Origin of the sequence: Blastococcus saxobsidens (genome assembly GCF_002938435.1) — a bacterium.
Taxonomy (GTDB): domain Bacteria; phylum Actinomycetota; class Actinomycetes; order Mycobacteriales; family Geodermatophilaceae; genus Blastococcus; species Blastococcus saxobsidens.
Map to the genome: position 1 here is coordinate 14,151 of NZ_POQT01000030.1, position 15,237 is coordinate 29,387.

A 15,237-nucleotide genomic window follows, 5' to 3' on the forward strand; every position below is an offset into this window, starting at 1 on the left:
GGACGGCTGGCCGCACCCGGAACGTCCGGATCGGGGACGAGGTGGAGGCATCAGACCCATGGCGATCCGAGCGGACGCGGCCCATGCCGTCGCGCGCCCGCACGACACCGACCCCGAGATGGGGGCGGCTGCGCTGCGGCTGGACCCGGCCAAGGCGCGCCAGCGCCGGCTCCCGGACCCGAAGCCGCTGACGCAGCACGGGCCCGCGCACATCATCGCGATGTGCAACCAGAAGGGCGGCGTCGGCAAGACCACGTCCACCATCAACTTGGGCGCGGCGCTGACGGAGTTCGGCCGCAAGGTGCTGCTCATCGACCTCGACCCGCAGGGTGCGCTGTCGGTCGGCTTGGGCATCCCGGCGCAGAACATGGACCGGACGATCTACAACGCGCTCATGGAGCGGCGGACCAGCCTCCGCGACGTCCTGGTGCACACCGACATCCCCGGCCTGGACCTGGTGCCGAGCAACATCGACCTGTCGGCCGCCGAGGTGCAGCTGGTCAGCGAGGTGGCGCGGGAGCAGACGCTGCTGCGCGTGCTCGCCGACGTGCGGGACGAGTACGACTACATCCTCATCGACTGCCAGCCGTCGCTGGGGCTCCTGACGGTCAACGCCCTCACCGCCGCCCAGGGCGTGGTGATCCCGCTGGAGTGCGAGTTCTTCTCGCTGCGCGGTGTCGCCCTGCTCGTCGACACGATCGACAAGGTCAAGGAGCGGCTCAACCCGTCGCTGGAGATCAACGGCATCCTCGCCACCATGTACGACTCCCGGACGGTGCACTGCCGGGAGGTCTTCAGCCGGGTCGTCGAGGCCTTCGGCGACACCGTGTTCCGAACCGTCATCCAGCGCACCGTGCGGTTCCCGGAGACCACGGTCGCCGGGCAGCCGATCACCACGTGGGCCCCTACGTCGACGGGCGCCTCGGCGTACCGCGACCTCGCCAAGGAGGTGCTGGCTCTGTGATCGAGCTGGCGAGATCACACATGGGCGCAGCGACCCGGGTCATGCTGCCGACGAGCGCCAGCGAGGAGGTGTCGGCATGACGCGCCGGCCTGTTCTGCCGGGTGCGTCGGAGCTCTTCCGTCGCACCGACACCACGTCGGTCCCGGAGGTCACCGAGCTGCCCAGCCTGCCGACGGCGGCCAGCTCCCCGGCGCTGCGCAGCGCGGGCGCGGCCCGGCGCGGCGGTGAGGCCGCCGACAGCGGGATGCCCCTGACGCTGGTCCCCGGCGGTGCCGAGGGCGACGACCTCGCGGCCTTCCGCACCGGACCGGCCGAGCCGGCGCCGGTGCAGGTCCTGCAGCCCAAGGTGCCCACCCGCGGGCGCCCGGCGCGCGGACGTGCGGAGCGCACCAAGCACGACGAGAAGATCACCGTCTACATCTCCGCCGACGACCTCGTCGCCCTCGAGACGGCCCGGCTGAGCCTGCGCGCCCAGCACGGCCTGGCGGCCGACCGCGGTCGCATCGTCCGCGAGGCTGTCTCGGTCCTGCTGGCCGACCTGGACGAGCGCGGTGAGGACTCGGTCCTGGTCCGCCGCCTGCGCGGCAACTGAGGACTCGCCGCTTACGCTCCCCGGCGTGAGCACCGACGCTGGAGCGGTTCCGGCGGCCGACCCGGCCGACGGGGCCGCTCCTGCGCGTTTCACGGTCCGGCTCACCAACTTCGAGGGGCCGTTCGACCTCCTCCTGCAGCTGATCGGCAAGCACAAGCTCGACGTCACCGAGATCGCGCTCTCCCAGGTCACCGACGAGTTCATCGCGCACCTTCGCGCGCTGGGCGGCGAGCTGGACCTGGACCAGGCCAGCGAGTTCCTCGTGGTCGCCTCCACGCTGCTGGACCTCAAGGCCGCGCGACTGCTCCCGGCCGCGGACGTCGACGACGAGGAGGACCTCGAGCTGCTGGAGGCCCGCGACCTGCTCTTCGCGCGTCTCCTGCAGTACAAGGCCTACAAGCAGGCGGCGGCCTTCCTGCGCGAGCGGGAGGCCCAGGCGGCGCTCCGTTACCCCCGGCAGGCCGCGCTGGAGCCGCGGTTCGCCGCGCTGGTACCCGAGGTGCTGCTGGACCTGACGCCCGGGCAGTTCGCCGCGCTCGCCGCTCGCGCGCTGGCACCCAGGCTGCCGGAGACGGTGAGCGTCTCCCACCTGCACGCCCCGCCGGTGAGCGTCGCCGAGCAGCTGCTGACCGTGCGCAACCACCTGCGCCGAACCGGTGCCGGCAGCTTCCGTGCCCTGACCGCGGACTGCGAGCACACCATGGAGGTGGTGGCCCGCTTCCTCGCGCTGCTGGAGCTGTACCGCCAGCAGCGGGTGGTGTTCGAGCAGCTGACGCCACTGGGTGAGCTGCACGTCCGGTGGACCGGTGAGGCGGGCCAGGACGACGACGACGCAGTCGACGACCCGGCGAGCGACGACCGCGGCCCGGACGGCGACGGCCCCGCCGCGCACGATCCCGACGAGGAGTACGCGTGACCGAGGAACGCCCCGACCAGGAGCGCACGCCCATCAGCTGGGACGCGCTGGCCGCCGAGCTGGCCGCCACCCGGGAACAGGCCGAGCAGCGCGGCGACGCCGATCCGGCCACCTGGGACGCCGTCGCCGCCGCGCTGGCCTCCCGCGTGGGGGAGCGGCCGGTCCCCGACGAACCAGTGCCGGTCGTACCGGACGAGGACGATCTCCCGCTGCTGTCGCGCACGCCCGGACCAGCGCCGGCGGCGGAGCCCGAGCCCGAGCCGGACCCCGAGCCGCTGGAACTCCTGGACCCCGTGGAGCTGCGGGGCGGTCTGGAGGCGCTGCTGTTCGTCGTGGACGACCCGGTCGACGAGGAGACTCTCGCGGCCGCGCTGCGCTGCTCGCCGGAACAGGTGCGCGACGGGCTGGTGGCACTGGCGTCGGGTTACGACGAGCGCTCGGCCGGCATCACGCTGCGGCGCGTCGGCGAGGGGTGGCGCCTCTACACCCGCGACGACCACGCCGCCGTCGTGGAGCGGTACCTCGGCGAGGGGCAGCGCAGCCGGCTCACCCAGGCCGCCCTGGAGACGCTCGCCGTCATCGCCTACCGCCAGCCGGTCACCCGCGCCCGCGTCTCGGCCATCCGCGGCGTGGGCGTGGACGGGGTGATGCGCACCCTGATCACCCGGGGACTGGTGCACGAGGTGGGATCCGATCCGGACACCGGGGGCGGGCTCTACGGTACGACGCCGCTGTTCCTGGAGCGGCTCGGCCTGACCAGCCTGGCCGAGCTGCCGGAGCTGGCCCCGCTGCTGCCCGACACGGCCGCGGTGCTGGACGAGCACCCCGACGCCTGAGCAGCCCGGGCGGTTCAGGCGAGGTCCCGCAGGAACGCCGCCGCGTCGGCGGACAACCGGGCGGGCTCGTCCCACCGGACGACGTGACCGGCGTCGGGTCGGGCGCAGCTCGTGGGTGCCGCGCGGCCGAGCGCCGGTGGATCGGAGGGGCGGTGTCGCGGGGGAGCGTTCCGGCAGGTGGGACACTGGACGGCGATGAGCACCGGGACCCCGAACGACGAGAGCACCACCGAGGCCGGCGACGGCTGGTCCGAGGACATGGAGCTGGCCCCGGCGCACCCGGGCGACCGGCCGGCCGCCGACGACGACGGCGAGGACCGGCAGGGCGAGCGGCTGCAGAAGGTTCTGGCGCGGGCGGGCGTGGCCTCCCGCCGCGTGGTCGAGGACATGATCGACGCCGGCCGGATCAGCGTGAACGGCAAGCAGGTCCAGGTGCAGGGCATGCGGGTGGACGCGCGGACCGACAAGATCGCCGTCGACGGCGTGCGGCTGGAGATCCGCGACGACCGCGTGACCTACGCGATCAACAAGCCCGCCGGCGTCATCACCGCGATGAGCGACGACCGGGCCCGCCCGACCATCGGCGACATGGTCGGCGACCTGGCTCCCGGGCTGGTGCACGTCGGCCGGCTCGACCAGGACACCGAGGGCCTCCTGCTCGTCACCAACGACGGCGAGCTGGCCCACCGGCTGGCCCACCCCTCCTACGGGGTGCGCAAGACCTACCTGGCCCAGGTGTCGGGATCGGTGCCGCGGGACATGGCCCGCCGCCTGCGGTCCGGCGTCGAGCTCGACGACGGCCCGGTGAAGGTGGACTCCTTCCGGATCGTCGACACCCACGCCGGGCAGTCGGTCGTCGAGGTCGTCCTGCACGAGGGACGCAAGCACATCGTGCGCCGGCTGCTGGCCCACGTGGGGCTGCCCGTCTCGCGGCTGACCCGCACGGCGGTGGGGCCGGTGCAGCTGCAGCGCATGCGCAGCGGCTCGATCCGCAAGCTCAGCCGCAGCGAGGTCGGCTCCCTCGAGGAGATCGTCGGCCTCTGACGGCGTCTGCTGGTCACGCCTCCCGCGGGGGAGCGGTGGACGCCCGTTCCACCACCGAGGTGGCCAGCGTGCGGTGCGGACCGGCCAGGTTCCCGCCCGCGATGAGGCCGAGGAGCATGACGGTGGCCTCCTCGCCCATCCGGCGGATCGGCTGCTGCACGGTGGTCAGCGGCGGATCGGCCATCGCGGACTCCGGGATGTTGTCGAAGCCCACGACGGACAGCTGCCGCGGCACGTCCACACCCAGCTCGGCGGCCACCTCGAGCGTCGCGATCGCGGAGAGGTCGTTGGCGGCGAAGACCGCGGTCGGTGGCTCGGGCAGGGACAGGAGCTCGCGGGCCGCCTCGCGCGCCACCTCCGGGTCGAACTCGCCGCACCGCATCAACGGCTCGTCCGCGGACAGTCCCGCGGCGGCCAGCGCCTCGCGGTAACCCTGCTCGCGCTGCTGGGCGGACAGCAGGTCGGACCGGCCGGTGATCATGCCGATGCGGGTGTGGCCCAGGCCGAGCAGGTGCTCCACGCCCAGCCGGGCGCCCTGCAGGTTGTCCGCGGCCACCGAGGGCAGCCGTGAGGGGCCGGTGTGCGGGTCGACCGCCACCACCGGTCCGTCGGTCTGCACGTCGGTGACCGTCGGGGTGACGAGCACGGCGCCGTCGACGAGGGATCCCATGAGCCGGGTGAGGGAACGCCGCTCCCAGCCCACCTGCGCCTCGACGTGACCACCGGCCGAGTAGGCGATCAGCTCGTAGCCGGAGCCGTGGATCGCGTCGGCGACACCCTTGAGGACCTCGGTGCTGAAGGGCTCGAAGTCCATGACCAGGACGCCGATGACGTTCGTGCGGCGGTTGCGCAGGCTCCGTGCCACGAGGCTGGCCTCGTAGCCGAGCCGCTCGATGACCTGCGTGACGTGGTCGATCGTCTCGGCGGAGACCCCGTACCGACCGTTGATCACCTTGGACACGGTGGAGATGGAGACGCCGGCCTCGGCGGCCACCTGCTGCATCGTCACGCGACCGCGCAGGGTCGGGGCGGGGAGCCCGGGAGCCCCGGGGTGTGCGCCCACGCCGATCCTCCCGGCCACGAGCTCGCCGTCGAGGGATGAGTCGAGCGTCATGGACAACCTCTCGTCGGTCGGTCGCGGTGCATGGCGGTCGTGCGGTGGAACTGGACCACATCCCCGGGCGGCTGCCGCCTGCCTCCTGGCGTGCGGCGACGGGGGCCGGGTGCCGGAGGCCCGTCCGGGGACGGACCTCCGGCATCTACCCGGCTCAGCCCTTCACCGCCCCTTGGAGCCCGTTGACGATGCGGCGCTGCATGGCGAGGAACAGCATGAGCGCCGGGATCATCGCGATGGTGGTGAAGGCGAGCACGCCCGCCGTGTCGGCCGAGTACTGGGTGGAGTAGTCGGCCACGCCCAGCGGCAGGGTGCGGTTGTCGCCCTGCAGCAGGAGCAGCGGGAGGAGGTAGGCGTTCCAGGAGGTGACGAAGGCCAGCACCCCGACGGTGACCAGGGCCGGCATGGACAGGGGGAGGGCGATCCGCCAGAAGATGCCCACCCGCGAGGCGCCGTCGAGCATGGCCGCCTCCTCGAGTTCCTTGGGCAGCGCCATCAGGAACGGCCGGAGGATCACCACCGTCACCGGCAGGGCGAACGCCGCCTGCGGCAGCGCGACGCCCCACCAGGTGTTGCCCAGCTGCAGGTCCCGGGTCACCAGGATGAACAGCGGGACGATGGCCACGGCCGCCGGGAAGAGCAGGCCGAGGACGAACACCATGAACAGCGGCTCGCGGAGCTTGAACTGGTAGCGCGCCAGGGGGTATGCGGCCATGACCCCGGCGAGCACCGCCACCGCCGTCGTGATGACGGCGATCACCGTCGAGTTCATCGTGTAGCGCCAGAACGAGGCGCTGCCGAGCACGTTCGTGTAGTTGCTCAGGACCCACGGGTCGGGGAACCCGGCGGGGTCGCGCGCCAGCTGCGCGTTGGTCCGGAAGCCGCCGAGCGCGCCGTAGAGCACCGGCCCGAGCGTGACCGCCACGACGGCCAGCGCCACCAGGTAGACGAACGGGCCTCCCCGTCCGTACGTCGTCGATCGTCGCGCCATCACCGCGCCCTCCCCTCGGGTGCCTGCTCGATGCGGGTCATGCGTCGGCCTTCGTGTCGCGGCGCAGCACCAGGAACTGGTAGGCGACCGCCATCGCGAAACCGATGAGGAACAGGACCACCGACGCGGCGCCGGCGATGCCGTAGTTGCTGCGCTGGGTGCCCTGGCTGATCAGGTACGTCGCCATCGTGGTCGTCGCGTTGGCCGGCCCCCCGCCGGTGAGGATCCAGACCATGTCGAACAGCTGCAGCGAACCGATCATCGACAGGAAGATCCAGGTGCGGATGGTCGGCGCGATGAGCGGGACGGCGATGCGGCGCTGCACCTGCCACCAGGAGGCGCCGTCGAGCTGCGCCGCCTCGTGCAGCTCGTCGGGAACGCCCTGCAGGCCGGCCAGGAACAGCAGCACGGCCAGGCCCAGGTACTTCCACGTGAGCACGACGAAGACGGTGGCGAGCGCCAGGTCCGGGGTGCCGAGGAAGCCCTGCTCGGGGACCGGGATCCCCACGGAGGACAGCATCCGCTCCAGCAGGCCGGTGCGTGGCTGCAGCAGCTGGAACCACACGACGCCGGCGATGACCTCGGCCAGCACGTAGGGGACGAAGATGATCGTGCGCAGCAGCCCGCGGGCCTTGATGCGGCGGTTGAGCAGCAGCGCGAGCGCCAGGCCCAGCGGCAGCTGCACCAGGATCGACGCGAAGACGATGGTGAAGTTGTGCACGACCGCGTCGGTGAAGACGTCGTCGGCCAGCACGCGGAGGTAGTTCTGCAGGCCGACGAAGTCGACCATCGGGCCGAAGCCCTTCCAGCGGTAGAACGACATCCGGGCGGCGGAGAACACCGGGTAGACGACGAAGATCGCCATCAGCGCCAGCGCCGGCGTCACGAACAGGAGGATCTCGAGGCGCTGCCGGCGCAACGTGTTCCGGCGGCGTCCGGTCACCCGGGGCGCGTCCGCGCCCCGGGTGACCGCTGCGCCGGGGTCGGTCGACGCCGGCGCAGCGGTCACTCTGGTCATCTGCGGATCACTTCTCCTGGTCGGCTGCCTGCTGCGTGGCGTCCACGATGTCCTCCGGCGAGGCCTGCCCGGCGAACATCAGCGCGATCGCGTCGTTCATCGCGCCACCGACCGAGGCCCCGAAGGCGGTGTCGAAGTAGAGCTGGATGTACGGCGCCGCGTCACGCACCTCGAGGAGCTGGGCGAGTGCCGGGTCGGAGACGGAGTCGGTGGCGGCGGGGTTCGTGGGGAGCCCCATGTCGTTCTCCGCGAAGCCCTGCTGCACCTCGTCGGAGAGCAGGTACTTCACCAGGTCGACCGCCGTGTCCGGAGCGTTCTGCGAGACCGCCCAGGCGTCACCGCCACCGAGCTGTGCCTCGGGGTCACCCTCGCCGCCCTCGATCGCCGGGAACGGGAACCACCCGGTGTTCTCGCCGAGGCCCTCGTTGTCCTCGGTGAGGCCCTGCATGACTCCGGGCTCCCAGTGGCCGGCCAGCTCCATGGCGACCTGCTCGGTCGCGAGCAGACCCGAGGCCGAGGTGGCGCCCTCCTGCGCGGGGGTCGTCAGGAAGCCGGGGTTGAAGGGCTCGGTCTCGATGAGGTCCTGCAGCGCCTCGCCGGCCTGCACGAAGCACGGGTCGCTGAAGTCGAGGCTGGTCACGGAGTCCTCGAGGACGTCCTGCCCGCAGGCCCGCAGCGCCGTGTAGTACCAGTAGTGCCCGGCCGGCCACTTGTCGCCGGCGCCGACCGAGATCGGCGTGATGCCCGCGGCCTTCAGTTGCTCGATGGCGGCGGAGAGCTCCGCCATCGTGGCCGGGGCCTCGGTGATGCCCGCCTCCTCGAAGAGCGCGGTGTTGTACCAGAAGCCCACGACGCCGACTGAGAACGGCAGCGCGTAGGTCTCGCCGTCGACCTGCCACCCGGCCACGTTGCCGCCGAGCTTCTCGATCTCCTCCGCCGCGTCCTCGGAAAGGTTGCGGACCAGACCGGCCTCCACGTGATCGGCGAGCTCGCCGCCGCCGCGCTCCATGTAGACGTCGGGCAGGTCACCGCTCTGGAACGCGGCCTCGAGCCGGTCGACCATGTCCTCGTGGGCGACGGCCTCGACCTCGACGTTCACACCGGGGTTCGCGGCCTCGAAGTCCTCGGCGACCTGCTCGTAGTAGCCCCTGCCGGGCTCGTTGTTCGAGTTGTGCCACCAGGTGATCGTGTTCTCGTCGCCTCCCGATGCGTTGCTGTCACCGCCACTGCCACAGGCACTGACCGTCAGCAGCACCGCGCTGCTGCACAGCACCGAGAGAGCTGCTCGCCCCGAACGCCGCATGTTGACCCCTTCGTCTCGCCGCACGCCGTTTGTGGCGTGGGACACGCAACGAGAAGGTTGCAGCAAGGGCTTGCGCTGTCAATCGTTGTCGATAACGATTTCGCGCCATGACCCCCGTCACCGCCGTCGACGCCGTCCGGCGATCCGAGGCCACGCTCACCGTGCGCCGCCCCGACGGCTCCGTCTGCGCCGACACCGACGTGCTGGTGGCGCAGGTCAGGCACGATTTCGCCTTCGGCAACATCGGCTTCGACTTCGTGGGGCCGGCCGGCGAGGAGCAGGGAGCAGCGCGCGAGAACGTCTTCGGCGGCGCCGGGCCGGAGGCGGCCGAGCAGCTCGAGGACCTGTGGCTCGAGGTGTTCAACACCGCCACGCTGCCGTTCTACTGGGCCGGTTTCGAGCCGGTGGAGGGGCATCCCGACACGCGACGGCTGCAGGCGACGGCGGCGTGGTTCCGGGACCGGGGGGTGTCCGTCAAGGGCCATCCGCTGGTCTGGCACACGCTGGCCCCGGACTGGCTGCGCGGGTACTCGGCCACCGAGGTCGAGGAGGTCGTGCGGTTGCGGGTCCGGCGCGAGGTCACGGCATTCGCCGGCCTGGTCGACACCTGGGACGCGATCAACGAGGTCGTGATCATGCCGGTGTTCGCCAACGAGGAGCGGCAGAACGCGATCACCGCCCTGTGCCGCCGCATCGGCCGGATCCCGACCATCCGCCTCGCCTTCGAGGAGGCGCGCCGGGCGAACCCCGGCACCACGCTGGTCCTCAACGACTTCAACCTGTCGACCGCCTACGAGTGCCTGATCGAGGGCGTCCTGGAGGCCGGCGTCCGGGTGGACGCGATCGGCCTGCAGAGCCACATGCACCAGGGCTACTGGGGCGAGGAGCGGACCTTGGAGGTGCTCGAGCGGTTCGCCCGCTACGGCCTCCCGCTGCACTGGACCGAGACGACGCTGGTCTCCGGTGACCTCATGCCACCGGAGATCGTCGACCTCAACGACCACCAGGTCGACTCCTGGCCCTCGACGCCCGAGGGCGAGGAGCGGCAGGCCGACGAGGTCGTCCGCCACTACCGGACCCTGCTGGCCCACCCCTCGGTGCAGGCCGTGACCTACTGGGGCCTCACCGACCGGGGCGCGTGGCTGGGGGCGCCGGCGGGCCTGGTGCGCGCCGACGGCAGTCCCAAGCCCGCCTACGTCGCCCTGCGGGGCCTGGTCAAGGGCGACTGGTGGCTGGACCCGACCCGGCTGCGCACCGACGGGGAGGGCCGGGTCACCGTCGCCGGCTGGGCCGGCGACTACTCGGTCTCGGTCGGCGACCGCTCCGCGACCTGGCAGCTGCGGCCCGACGCGCCGACGCCGGTGGTCACCCTGACCTGACCTGTCCATTACCCCCGACCGGGGCAGGATGCTGCGGGCGCAGCGCCCTGCCGCCGCCGTGCCCCGGCACGGGCGACCCCGGTCCGCCGCATCTGCACCGACGAACAGGACGGACTTCCCAGGCATGGTCATCAACGCCGACATCGATCCCGCGCTCTGGCGCGACCCGGAGGCCCCGGCCGGGGACAGGGTCGCGGACCTCATCTCCCGCATGACGCTGGAGGAGAAGGTCGCCCAGCTCTACGGCGTCTGGGTGGGCATCGATGCGACCGAGGGCGAGGTGGCGCCGCACCAGCACGACATGGCCGCCGCACCCGTGGACTGGGAGGAGCTGATCCGCAGCGGCCTGGGCCAGCTCACCCGGCCGTTCGGGACGGCGCCGGTGGACCCGTTCGTCGGCGCCAAGGGCCTGGCGGAGAGCCAGCGGCAGATCATGGCGGCCGGCCGCTTCGAGATCCCGGCGCTGGTGCACGAGGAATGCCTCACGGGCCTGGCGGCGTGGTCGGCGACCGTCTTCCCCTCGCCCCTGTGCTGGGCGGCCAGCTTCGACCCCGGGCTCGTGGAGCGCATGGGCGCGCTCATCGGGGCGAGCATGCGCTCGCTCGGCGTCCACCAGGGTCTCGCCCCGGTCCTCGACGTCGTCCGGGACCTGCGCTGGGGGCGGGTCGAGGAGACCATGGGCGAGGACCCGCACCTGGTGGGCACCATCGGCAGCGCGTACGTGCGCGGCCTGGAGTCCAGCGGCATCGTGAGCACCCTGAAGCACTTCGTCGGCTACTCCGCCTCGCGGGCGGGCCGCAACCTGGCGCCGGTGTCGGTCGGGCCCCGGGAGCTCGCCGACGTCTTCCTCCCGCCCTTCGAGATGGCCCTGCGGGCCGGCGCGCGCTCGGTCATGAACAGCTACACAGACACCGACGGCGTGCCCGCGGCCGGGGACCCGGCGCTGCTCACCACGCTGCTGCGCGAGACCTACGGGTTCACCGGCACGGTGGTCGCCGACTACTTCTCGATCGCCTTCCTGCAGACGCTGCACGCCGTGGCCGGCTCGCCCGCCGAGGCCGCTGCGCTGGCCCTCGAGGCGGGGATCGACGTCGAACTGCCGACCGTGGCCTGCTACGGCGAGCCGCTGGTCCAGGCGGTCCGCGACGGCGCCGTCGACGAGGCGCTGGTCGACCGGGCGCTGCGCCGGGTGCTGCTGCAGAAGTGCGAGCTCGGCCTCCTGGACCCCGGCTGGTCGCCGGACGCGCCGGCGGTCACCGACGGCGCGGTCACCCTCGACCCGGAGGAGTCCCGGGCGGTGGCGGGGGACCTCGCGCGCCGCTCGGTCGTCCTGCTGGCCAACGACGGGACGCTGCCGCTGCGTCCCGGGGCGCGCCTGGCGGTCGTGGGTCCCCGCGCCGACACCGCCCAGGCGATGCTCGGCTGCTACTCCTTCCCGATGCACGTCGGCGTCCACCACCCCGACGTGCCCGTGGGCGTCGACATCCCGACCCTGGCCGACGCGCTGGAGGAGGCACCGGAGGCCTTCGACGTCGTCGTCGCCGAGGGCTGCCCCGTCCTGGGCGGGGACGACGAGGGGATCGAGGCCGCCGTACGCGCGGCGGCCGACGCCGACGTCGTGGTCGCCGTCCTCGGGGACAAGGCCGGGCTGTTCGGCAACGGCACCTCGGGCGAGGGCTGCGACGCGGTGGACCTGCGACTGCCCGGCCGTCAGGAGGAGCTGCTGGAGGCGCTGCTCGGGACGGGGAAGCCGGTGGTGCTCGTGCTGCTCAGCGGCCGCCCCTACGAGCTGTCCCGGCAGGTCGACCGACTGGCCGCGGTGCTGTGCGGGTTCTTCCCGGGAGAGGAGGGCGGTCCGGCGATCGCCGACGTCCTCAGCGGCCGGGTGGGCCCGTCGGGCCGGCTGCCGGTGAGCTTCCCGCGGGAGGGCGGCAGCCAGCCCAGCACCTACCTCGCCTCGCCCCTGGGCGGGCGGACCGACGTCAGCTCGGTGGACCCGACCCCGCTGTTCCCCTTCGGACACGGGCTGGGCTACGGCGCGGCGACGTGGGCGGGGGTGCGCGCGACCAGCGGGCCCGGCTGGGACACCGACGGGACGGCCGAGGTGGAGGTCGAGCTCCGCAACGACACCGACCGCGAGGTCACCGAGGTCGTGCAGGTGTACCTGCACGACCCCGCCGCCGAGGTGGTGCGCCCGGTGCAGTCCCTCCTCGCGGCGCGGCGGGTCGACCTCCCGGCGGGGTGCGCGGCCACCGTCCGGTTCACCCTGCACGCCGACCTCACGTCCTTCACCGGGCGCGCGGGGGCCCGGATCGTCGAGCCGGGGGAGGTGGAGCTCCGGGTGGGCGCCTCCAGCGCCGACGTGCGGCAGGTCCTCCGGTTCACCCTCGGCGGCAGCCGCCGGACGGTCGGCGTGGACCGCCGCCTGCACCCGGAAACCGTGGTCGAGCACCGGCCGGCCGCGGGAAGCGCGGGCTGATGCCCCACTCGGACCTCCCGCTGGAGGAGCTGCGGCGCTACCGGCCGCGGCTCCCGGCGCCGGACGACCTCCAGGACTTCTGGTCGGCCACCCTCGCCGAGGCGGGGCAGCGGCCGCTCGATGCGTCCTGGACCCCGGTCGACTCCGGCCTGGTGACCGTCGAGACCTCCGACGTGTCCTTCGCCGGTTTCGGCGGCTCCGAGGTCCGCGCCTGGCTGCACCTGCCCGCCCGGGCGCTGCGCGGGGACCGGCAGCTGCCCGGGGTCGTCCAGTACCAGGGCTACAACGGCGGACGGGGACTGCCGCACGAGCACGTCTTCTGGGCATCGGCCGGGTTCGCCCAGCTCGTCGTCGACACCCGCGGGCAGGGGAGCGGCTGGACCGTGGGGGACACCGGTGACCCGGTGGGCGCCGCAGCCGCGCAGCCGGGCTTCCTGACCCGCGGCGTGCAGGACCGGCAGGACTACTACTACCGGCGGGTCTACACCGACGCGACCAGGGCGTTCGAGCTGCTGCGGGACCACCCCGACGTCGACGGCGACCGGGTGGCGGTGGCCGGCATCAGCCAGGGCGGCGGCATCGCGCTGGCCGTCGCGGCCCTGGCGCGCGGGGTCGCGGCAGTCCTGCCCGACGTGCCGTTCCTCTGCGACTTCCCGCGCGCCACCCGGGTCGCCGCCGGCGACCCGTACGGCGAGATCGTGCGCTACCTGAAGGCGCACCGGGACCGCGTGGACCAGGTGTTCCGGACCCTGAGCTACTTCGACGGCGCGGTCCTCGCCCGCGCGGCGTCCGCCCCGGCGCTGTTCTCCGTCGCGCTCATGGACGAGATCTGCCCGCCGTCGACGGTCTTCGCCGCGTACAACGCCTACGCCGGCCCGAAGGAGATCGCGGTCTACCCGTACAACGACCACGAGGGCGGGCAGGCCCACCAGCAGCGCGAGCAGCTCGGCTGGCTCCGCGGCGTCCTGGACGCCCCCGCCGGCCGGCCGACGCCCCGCGGGCTGGGGGACTGATGCTCCGGGCGCGCCTCACCGTCGACCCGGGACGACCGGTGGGTCCGGTGTCCCGCCGGCTCTTCGGTGCCTTCGTCGAGCACATGGGGCGCGGCGTGTACGGCGGCATCCACGAGCCCGGGCACCCGCAGGCCGACGAGGAGGGCTTCCGCGGGGACGTGATCGACCTCGTCCGGGAGATGGGGGTGACGACCGTCCGGTACCCCGGCGGCAACTTCGTCTCCGGCTTCCGCTGGGAGGACGGCGTCGGCCCGCGCGACCAGCGCCCCGTGCGGCTCAACCTCGCGTGGCACAGCACGGAGACCAACGAGGTCGGGCTGCACGAGTTCGCGTCCTGGCTGGAGAAGGTCGGCGCCGAGCTCATGCTCGCCCTGAACCTCGGCACCCGCGGGACGCTGGAGGCGCTGGACCTGCTCGAGTACGCCAACGTGCCCGCCGGCACGACGCTGGCCCAGCAGCGGGTCCGCAACGGGCGGGTGCAGCCGTTCGACGTCCGCATGTGGTGCCTGGGCAACGAGATGGACGGTCCGTGGCAGCTCGGCCAGATGCCCGCCGACGACTACGGCAAGCTCGCCGCCCGCACCGCGAAGGCGATGCGGCAGCTGGACCCGGGGCTCGAGCTCGTCGCCTGCGGCTCCTCGAGTGCCGCCATGCCGACCTTCGGCGAGTGGGAGCGCACCGTGCTCACCCACGCCTACGACGACGTGGACTTCATCTCCTGCCACGCGTACTACGAGGAGAAGGACGGCGACCTCGGCTCGTTCCTGGCGTCGGCCACGGACATGGACCGGTTCATCGAGTCCGTCGTCGCCACCGCCGACCACGTGAAGGCCGTGCGCGGGAGCGGGAAGACGATGCAGGTCTCCTTCGACGAGTGGAACGTCTGGTACCTGTCCCGGGTCCCGGCGGACCTCGCCACGGGCATCGACGACTGGCCGCTCGCCCCCGTTCTCAGCGAGGAGCCCTACACGGTGGCCGACGGCGTCGTGGTGGGCAGCCTGCTGATGTCGCTGATCCGGCACGCCGACCGGGTGACCAGCGCGTCGATCGCCCAGCTCGTCAACGTCATCGCCCCGATCGCGGCGGAGCCCGGCGGGCCGGCGTGGCGCAAGTCGACCTTCTTCCCGTTCGCGACCACCTCCCGCCTCGCCCGCGGCGTCGCCCTGCCCGTGCGCGTCGACGGTCCCGGGTACGACACCGCCCGGTACGGGGAGGTGCCTCTCGTCGACGCCGCGGTCACCGCCGACGACGGCGCGGCCGCGCTCTTCCTGGTCAACCGTTCGCAGACCGAGGAGGTGGAGGTGTCCGTGGACCTCGCTCCGCTGGCCCTCGGCACGGTCGCGGAGGCGTTGACGCTGTCCGACCCCGATCCGCACGCGGCGAACACGACCGACCGGCAGGACTGCGTCGGGCTGCGGCCGAACGCCCGGGCAGCGGTGGTCGACGGCACGCTGCGCGTGACGCTGCCGCCGGTCTCCTGGACGGCGGTCTCGCTGTGCTGACCGGGCGAGGAACTCCCGGCGTCCCCCCGCAGCCGACCGCCGGGCACCCCTGATCCACCCCCCACCAACGCACTTCCCAGACCCCG

Annotated in this window: 13 protein-coding genes; 9 read left to right on the forward strand and 4 right to left on the reverse strand. The window is 73.0% G+C overall.

What is annotated here, in order from left to right:
* Positions 1 to 58: 58 nt before the first annotated feature.
* The 5 genes from C5507_RS16445 to C5507_RS16465 all read left to right on the forward strand — a co-directional run bounded on the left by C5507_RS16445 (position 59) and on the right by C5507_RS16465 (position 4,352).
* Complete coding sequence (locus C5507_RS16445; RefSeq protein ID WP_104529597.1) at positions 59 to 964, forward strand: ParA family protein; 906 nt, start codon at positions 59 to 61, stop codon at positions 962 to 964.
* Positions 965 to 1,040: 76 nt separating this feature from the next.
* Entirely contained in the window at positions 1,041 to 1,556 is a 516-nt protein-coding gene (locus C5507_RS16450; RefSeq protein WP_104529598.1) for a hypothetical protein, read from the forward strand.
* Positions 1,557 to 1,581: 25 nt separating this feature from the next.
* Positions 1,582 to 2,472: a segregation and condensation protein A gene (locus C5507_RS16455; RefSeq protein ID WP_104529599.1), complete on the forward strand. Its 891-nt coding sequence runs from the start codon at positions 1,582 to 1,584 to the stop codon at positions 2,470 to 2,472.
* On the forward strand, positions 2,469 to 3,308 hold the full coding sequence (gene scpB / locus C5507_RS16460) for an SMC-Scp complex subunit ScpB (protein WP_104529600.1): 840 nt from the start codon (positions 2,469 to 2,471) through the stop codon (positions 3,306 to 3,308). The genes C5507_RS16455 and scpB overlap by 4 nt, the downstream gene beginning before the upstream one ends.
* A gap of 195 nt (positions 3,309 to 3,503) precedes the next feature.
* Positions 3,504 to 4,352 (forward strand): pseudouridine synthase, encoded by an 849-nt coding sequence (locus C5507_RS16465; protein WP_104529601.1) that lies wholly within the window; start codon positions 3,504 to 3,506, stop codon positions 4,350 to 4,352.
* 13 nt (positions 4,353 to 4,365) lie between these two features.
* Here the strand turns inward: C5507_RS16465 and C5507_RS16470 are convergent, their stop codons facing one another.
* From C5507_RS16470 to C5507_RS16485, 4 genes are all read right to left on the reverse strand, one after another.
* Entirely contained in the window at positions 4,366 to 5,466 is a 1,101-nt protein-coding gene (locus C5507_RS16470) for a LacI family DNA-binding transcriptional regulator (protein ID WP_207225691.1), read from the reverse strand.
* 154 nt (positions 5,467 to 5,620) lie between these two features.
* Positions 5,621 to 6,457, reverse strand: coding sequence for a carbohydrate ABC transporter permease (locus C5507_RS16475; protein WP_104529630.1), 837 nt, complete (start codon positions 6,455 to 6,457; stop codon positions 5,621 to 5,623).
* A 37-nt stretch (positions 6,458 to 6,494) separates the two neighbouring features.
* Positions 6,495 to 7,475: a carbohydrate ABC transporter permease gene (locus tag C5507_RS16480; protein ID WP_104529602.1), complete on the reverse strand. Its 981-nt coding sequence runs from the start codon at positions 7,473 to 7,475 to the stop codon at positions 6,495 to 6,497.
* Between the two features lie 7 nt (positions 7,476 to 7,482).
* Positions 7,483 to 8,748, reverse strand: a complete 1,266-nt coding sequence (locus C5507_RS16485) for an ABC transporter substrate-binding protein (RefSeq protein ID WP_207225692.1) — start codon at positions 8,746 to 8,748, stop codon at positions 7,483 to 7,485.
* A gap of 137 nt (positions 8,749 to 8,885) precedes the next feature.
* Between C5507_RS16485 and C5507_RS16490 the strand changes: the two genes are divergently transcribed.
* The 4 genes from C5507_RS16490 to arfA all read left to right on the forward strand — a co-directional run bounded on the left by C5507_RS16490 (position 8,886) and on the right by arfA (position 15,151).
* A complete protein-coding gene (locus C5507_RS16490; protein WP_104529604.1) occupies positions 8,886 to 10,157 on the forward strand; it encodes an endo-1,4-beta-xylanase in 1,272 nt (423 codons plus the stop codon).
* A gap of 124 nt (positions 10,158 to 10,281) precedes the next feature.
* Positions 10,282 to 12,636 carry a beta-xylosidase/alpha-l-arabinosidase gene (locus tag C5507_RS16495; protein ID WP_104529605.1) on the forward strand — a complete coding sequence of 785 codons (2,355 nt, stop codon included), beginning with the start codon at positions 10,282 to 10,284 and terminating at the stop codon, positions 12,634 to 12,636.
* On the forward strand, positions 12,636 to 13,649 hold the full coding sequence (locus tag C5507_RS16500) for an acetylxylan esterase (protein ID WP_104529606.1): 1,014 nt from the start codon (positions 12,636 to 12,638) through the stop codon (positions 13,647 to 13,649). The genes C5507_RS16495 and C5507_RS16500 overlap by 1 nt, the downstream gene beginning before the upstream one ends.
* Complete coding sequence (gene arfA / locus C5507_RS16505; protein ID WP_104529607.1) at positions 13,649 to 15,151, forward strand: arabinosylfuranosidase ArfA; 1,503 nt, start codon at positions 13,649 to 13,651, stop codon at positions 15,149 to 15,151. Before C5507_RS16500 ends, arfA begins: the two co-directional genes overlap by 1 nt.
* Positions 15,152 to 15,237: the final 86 nt, after the last annotated feature.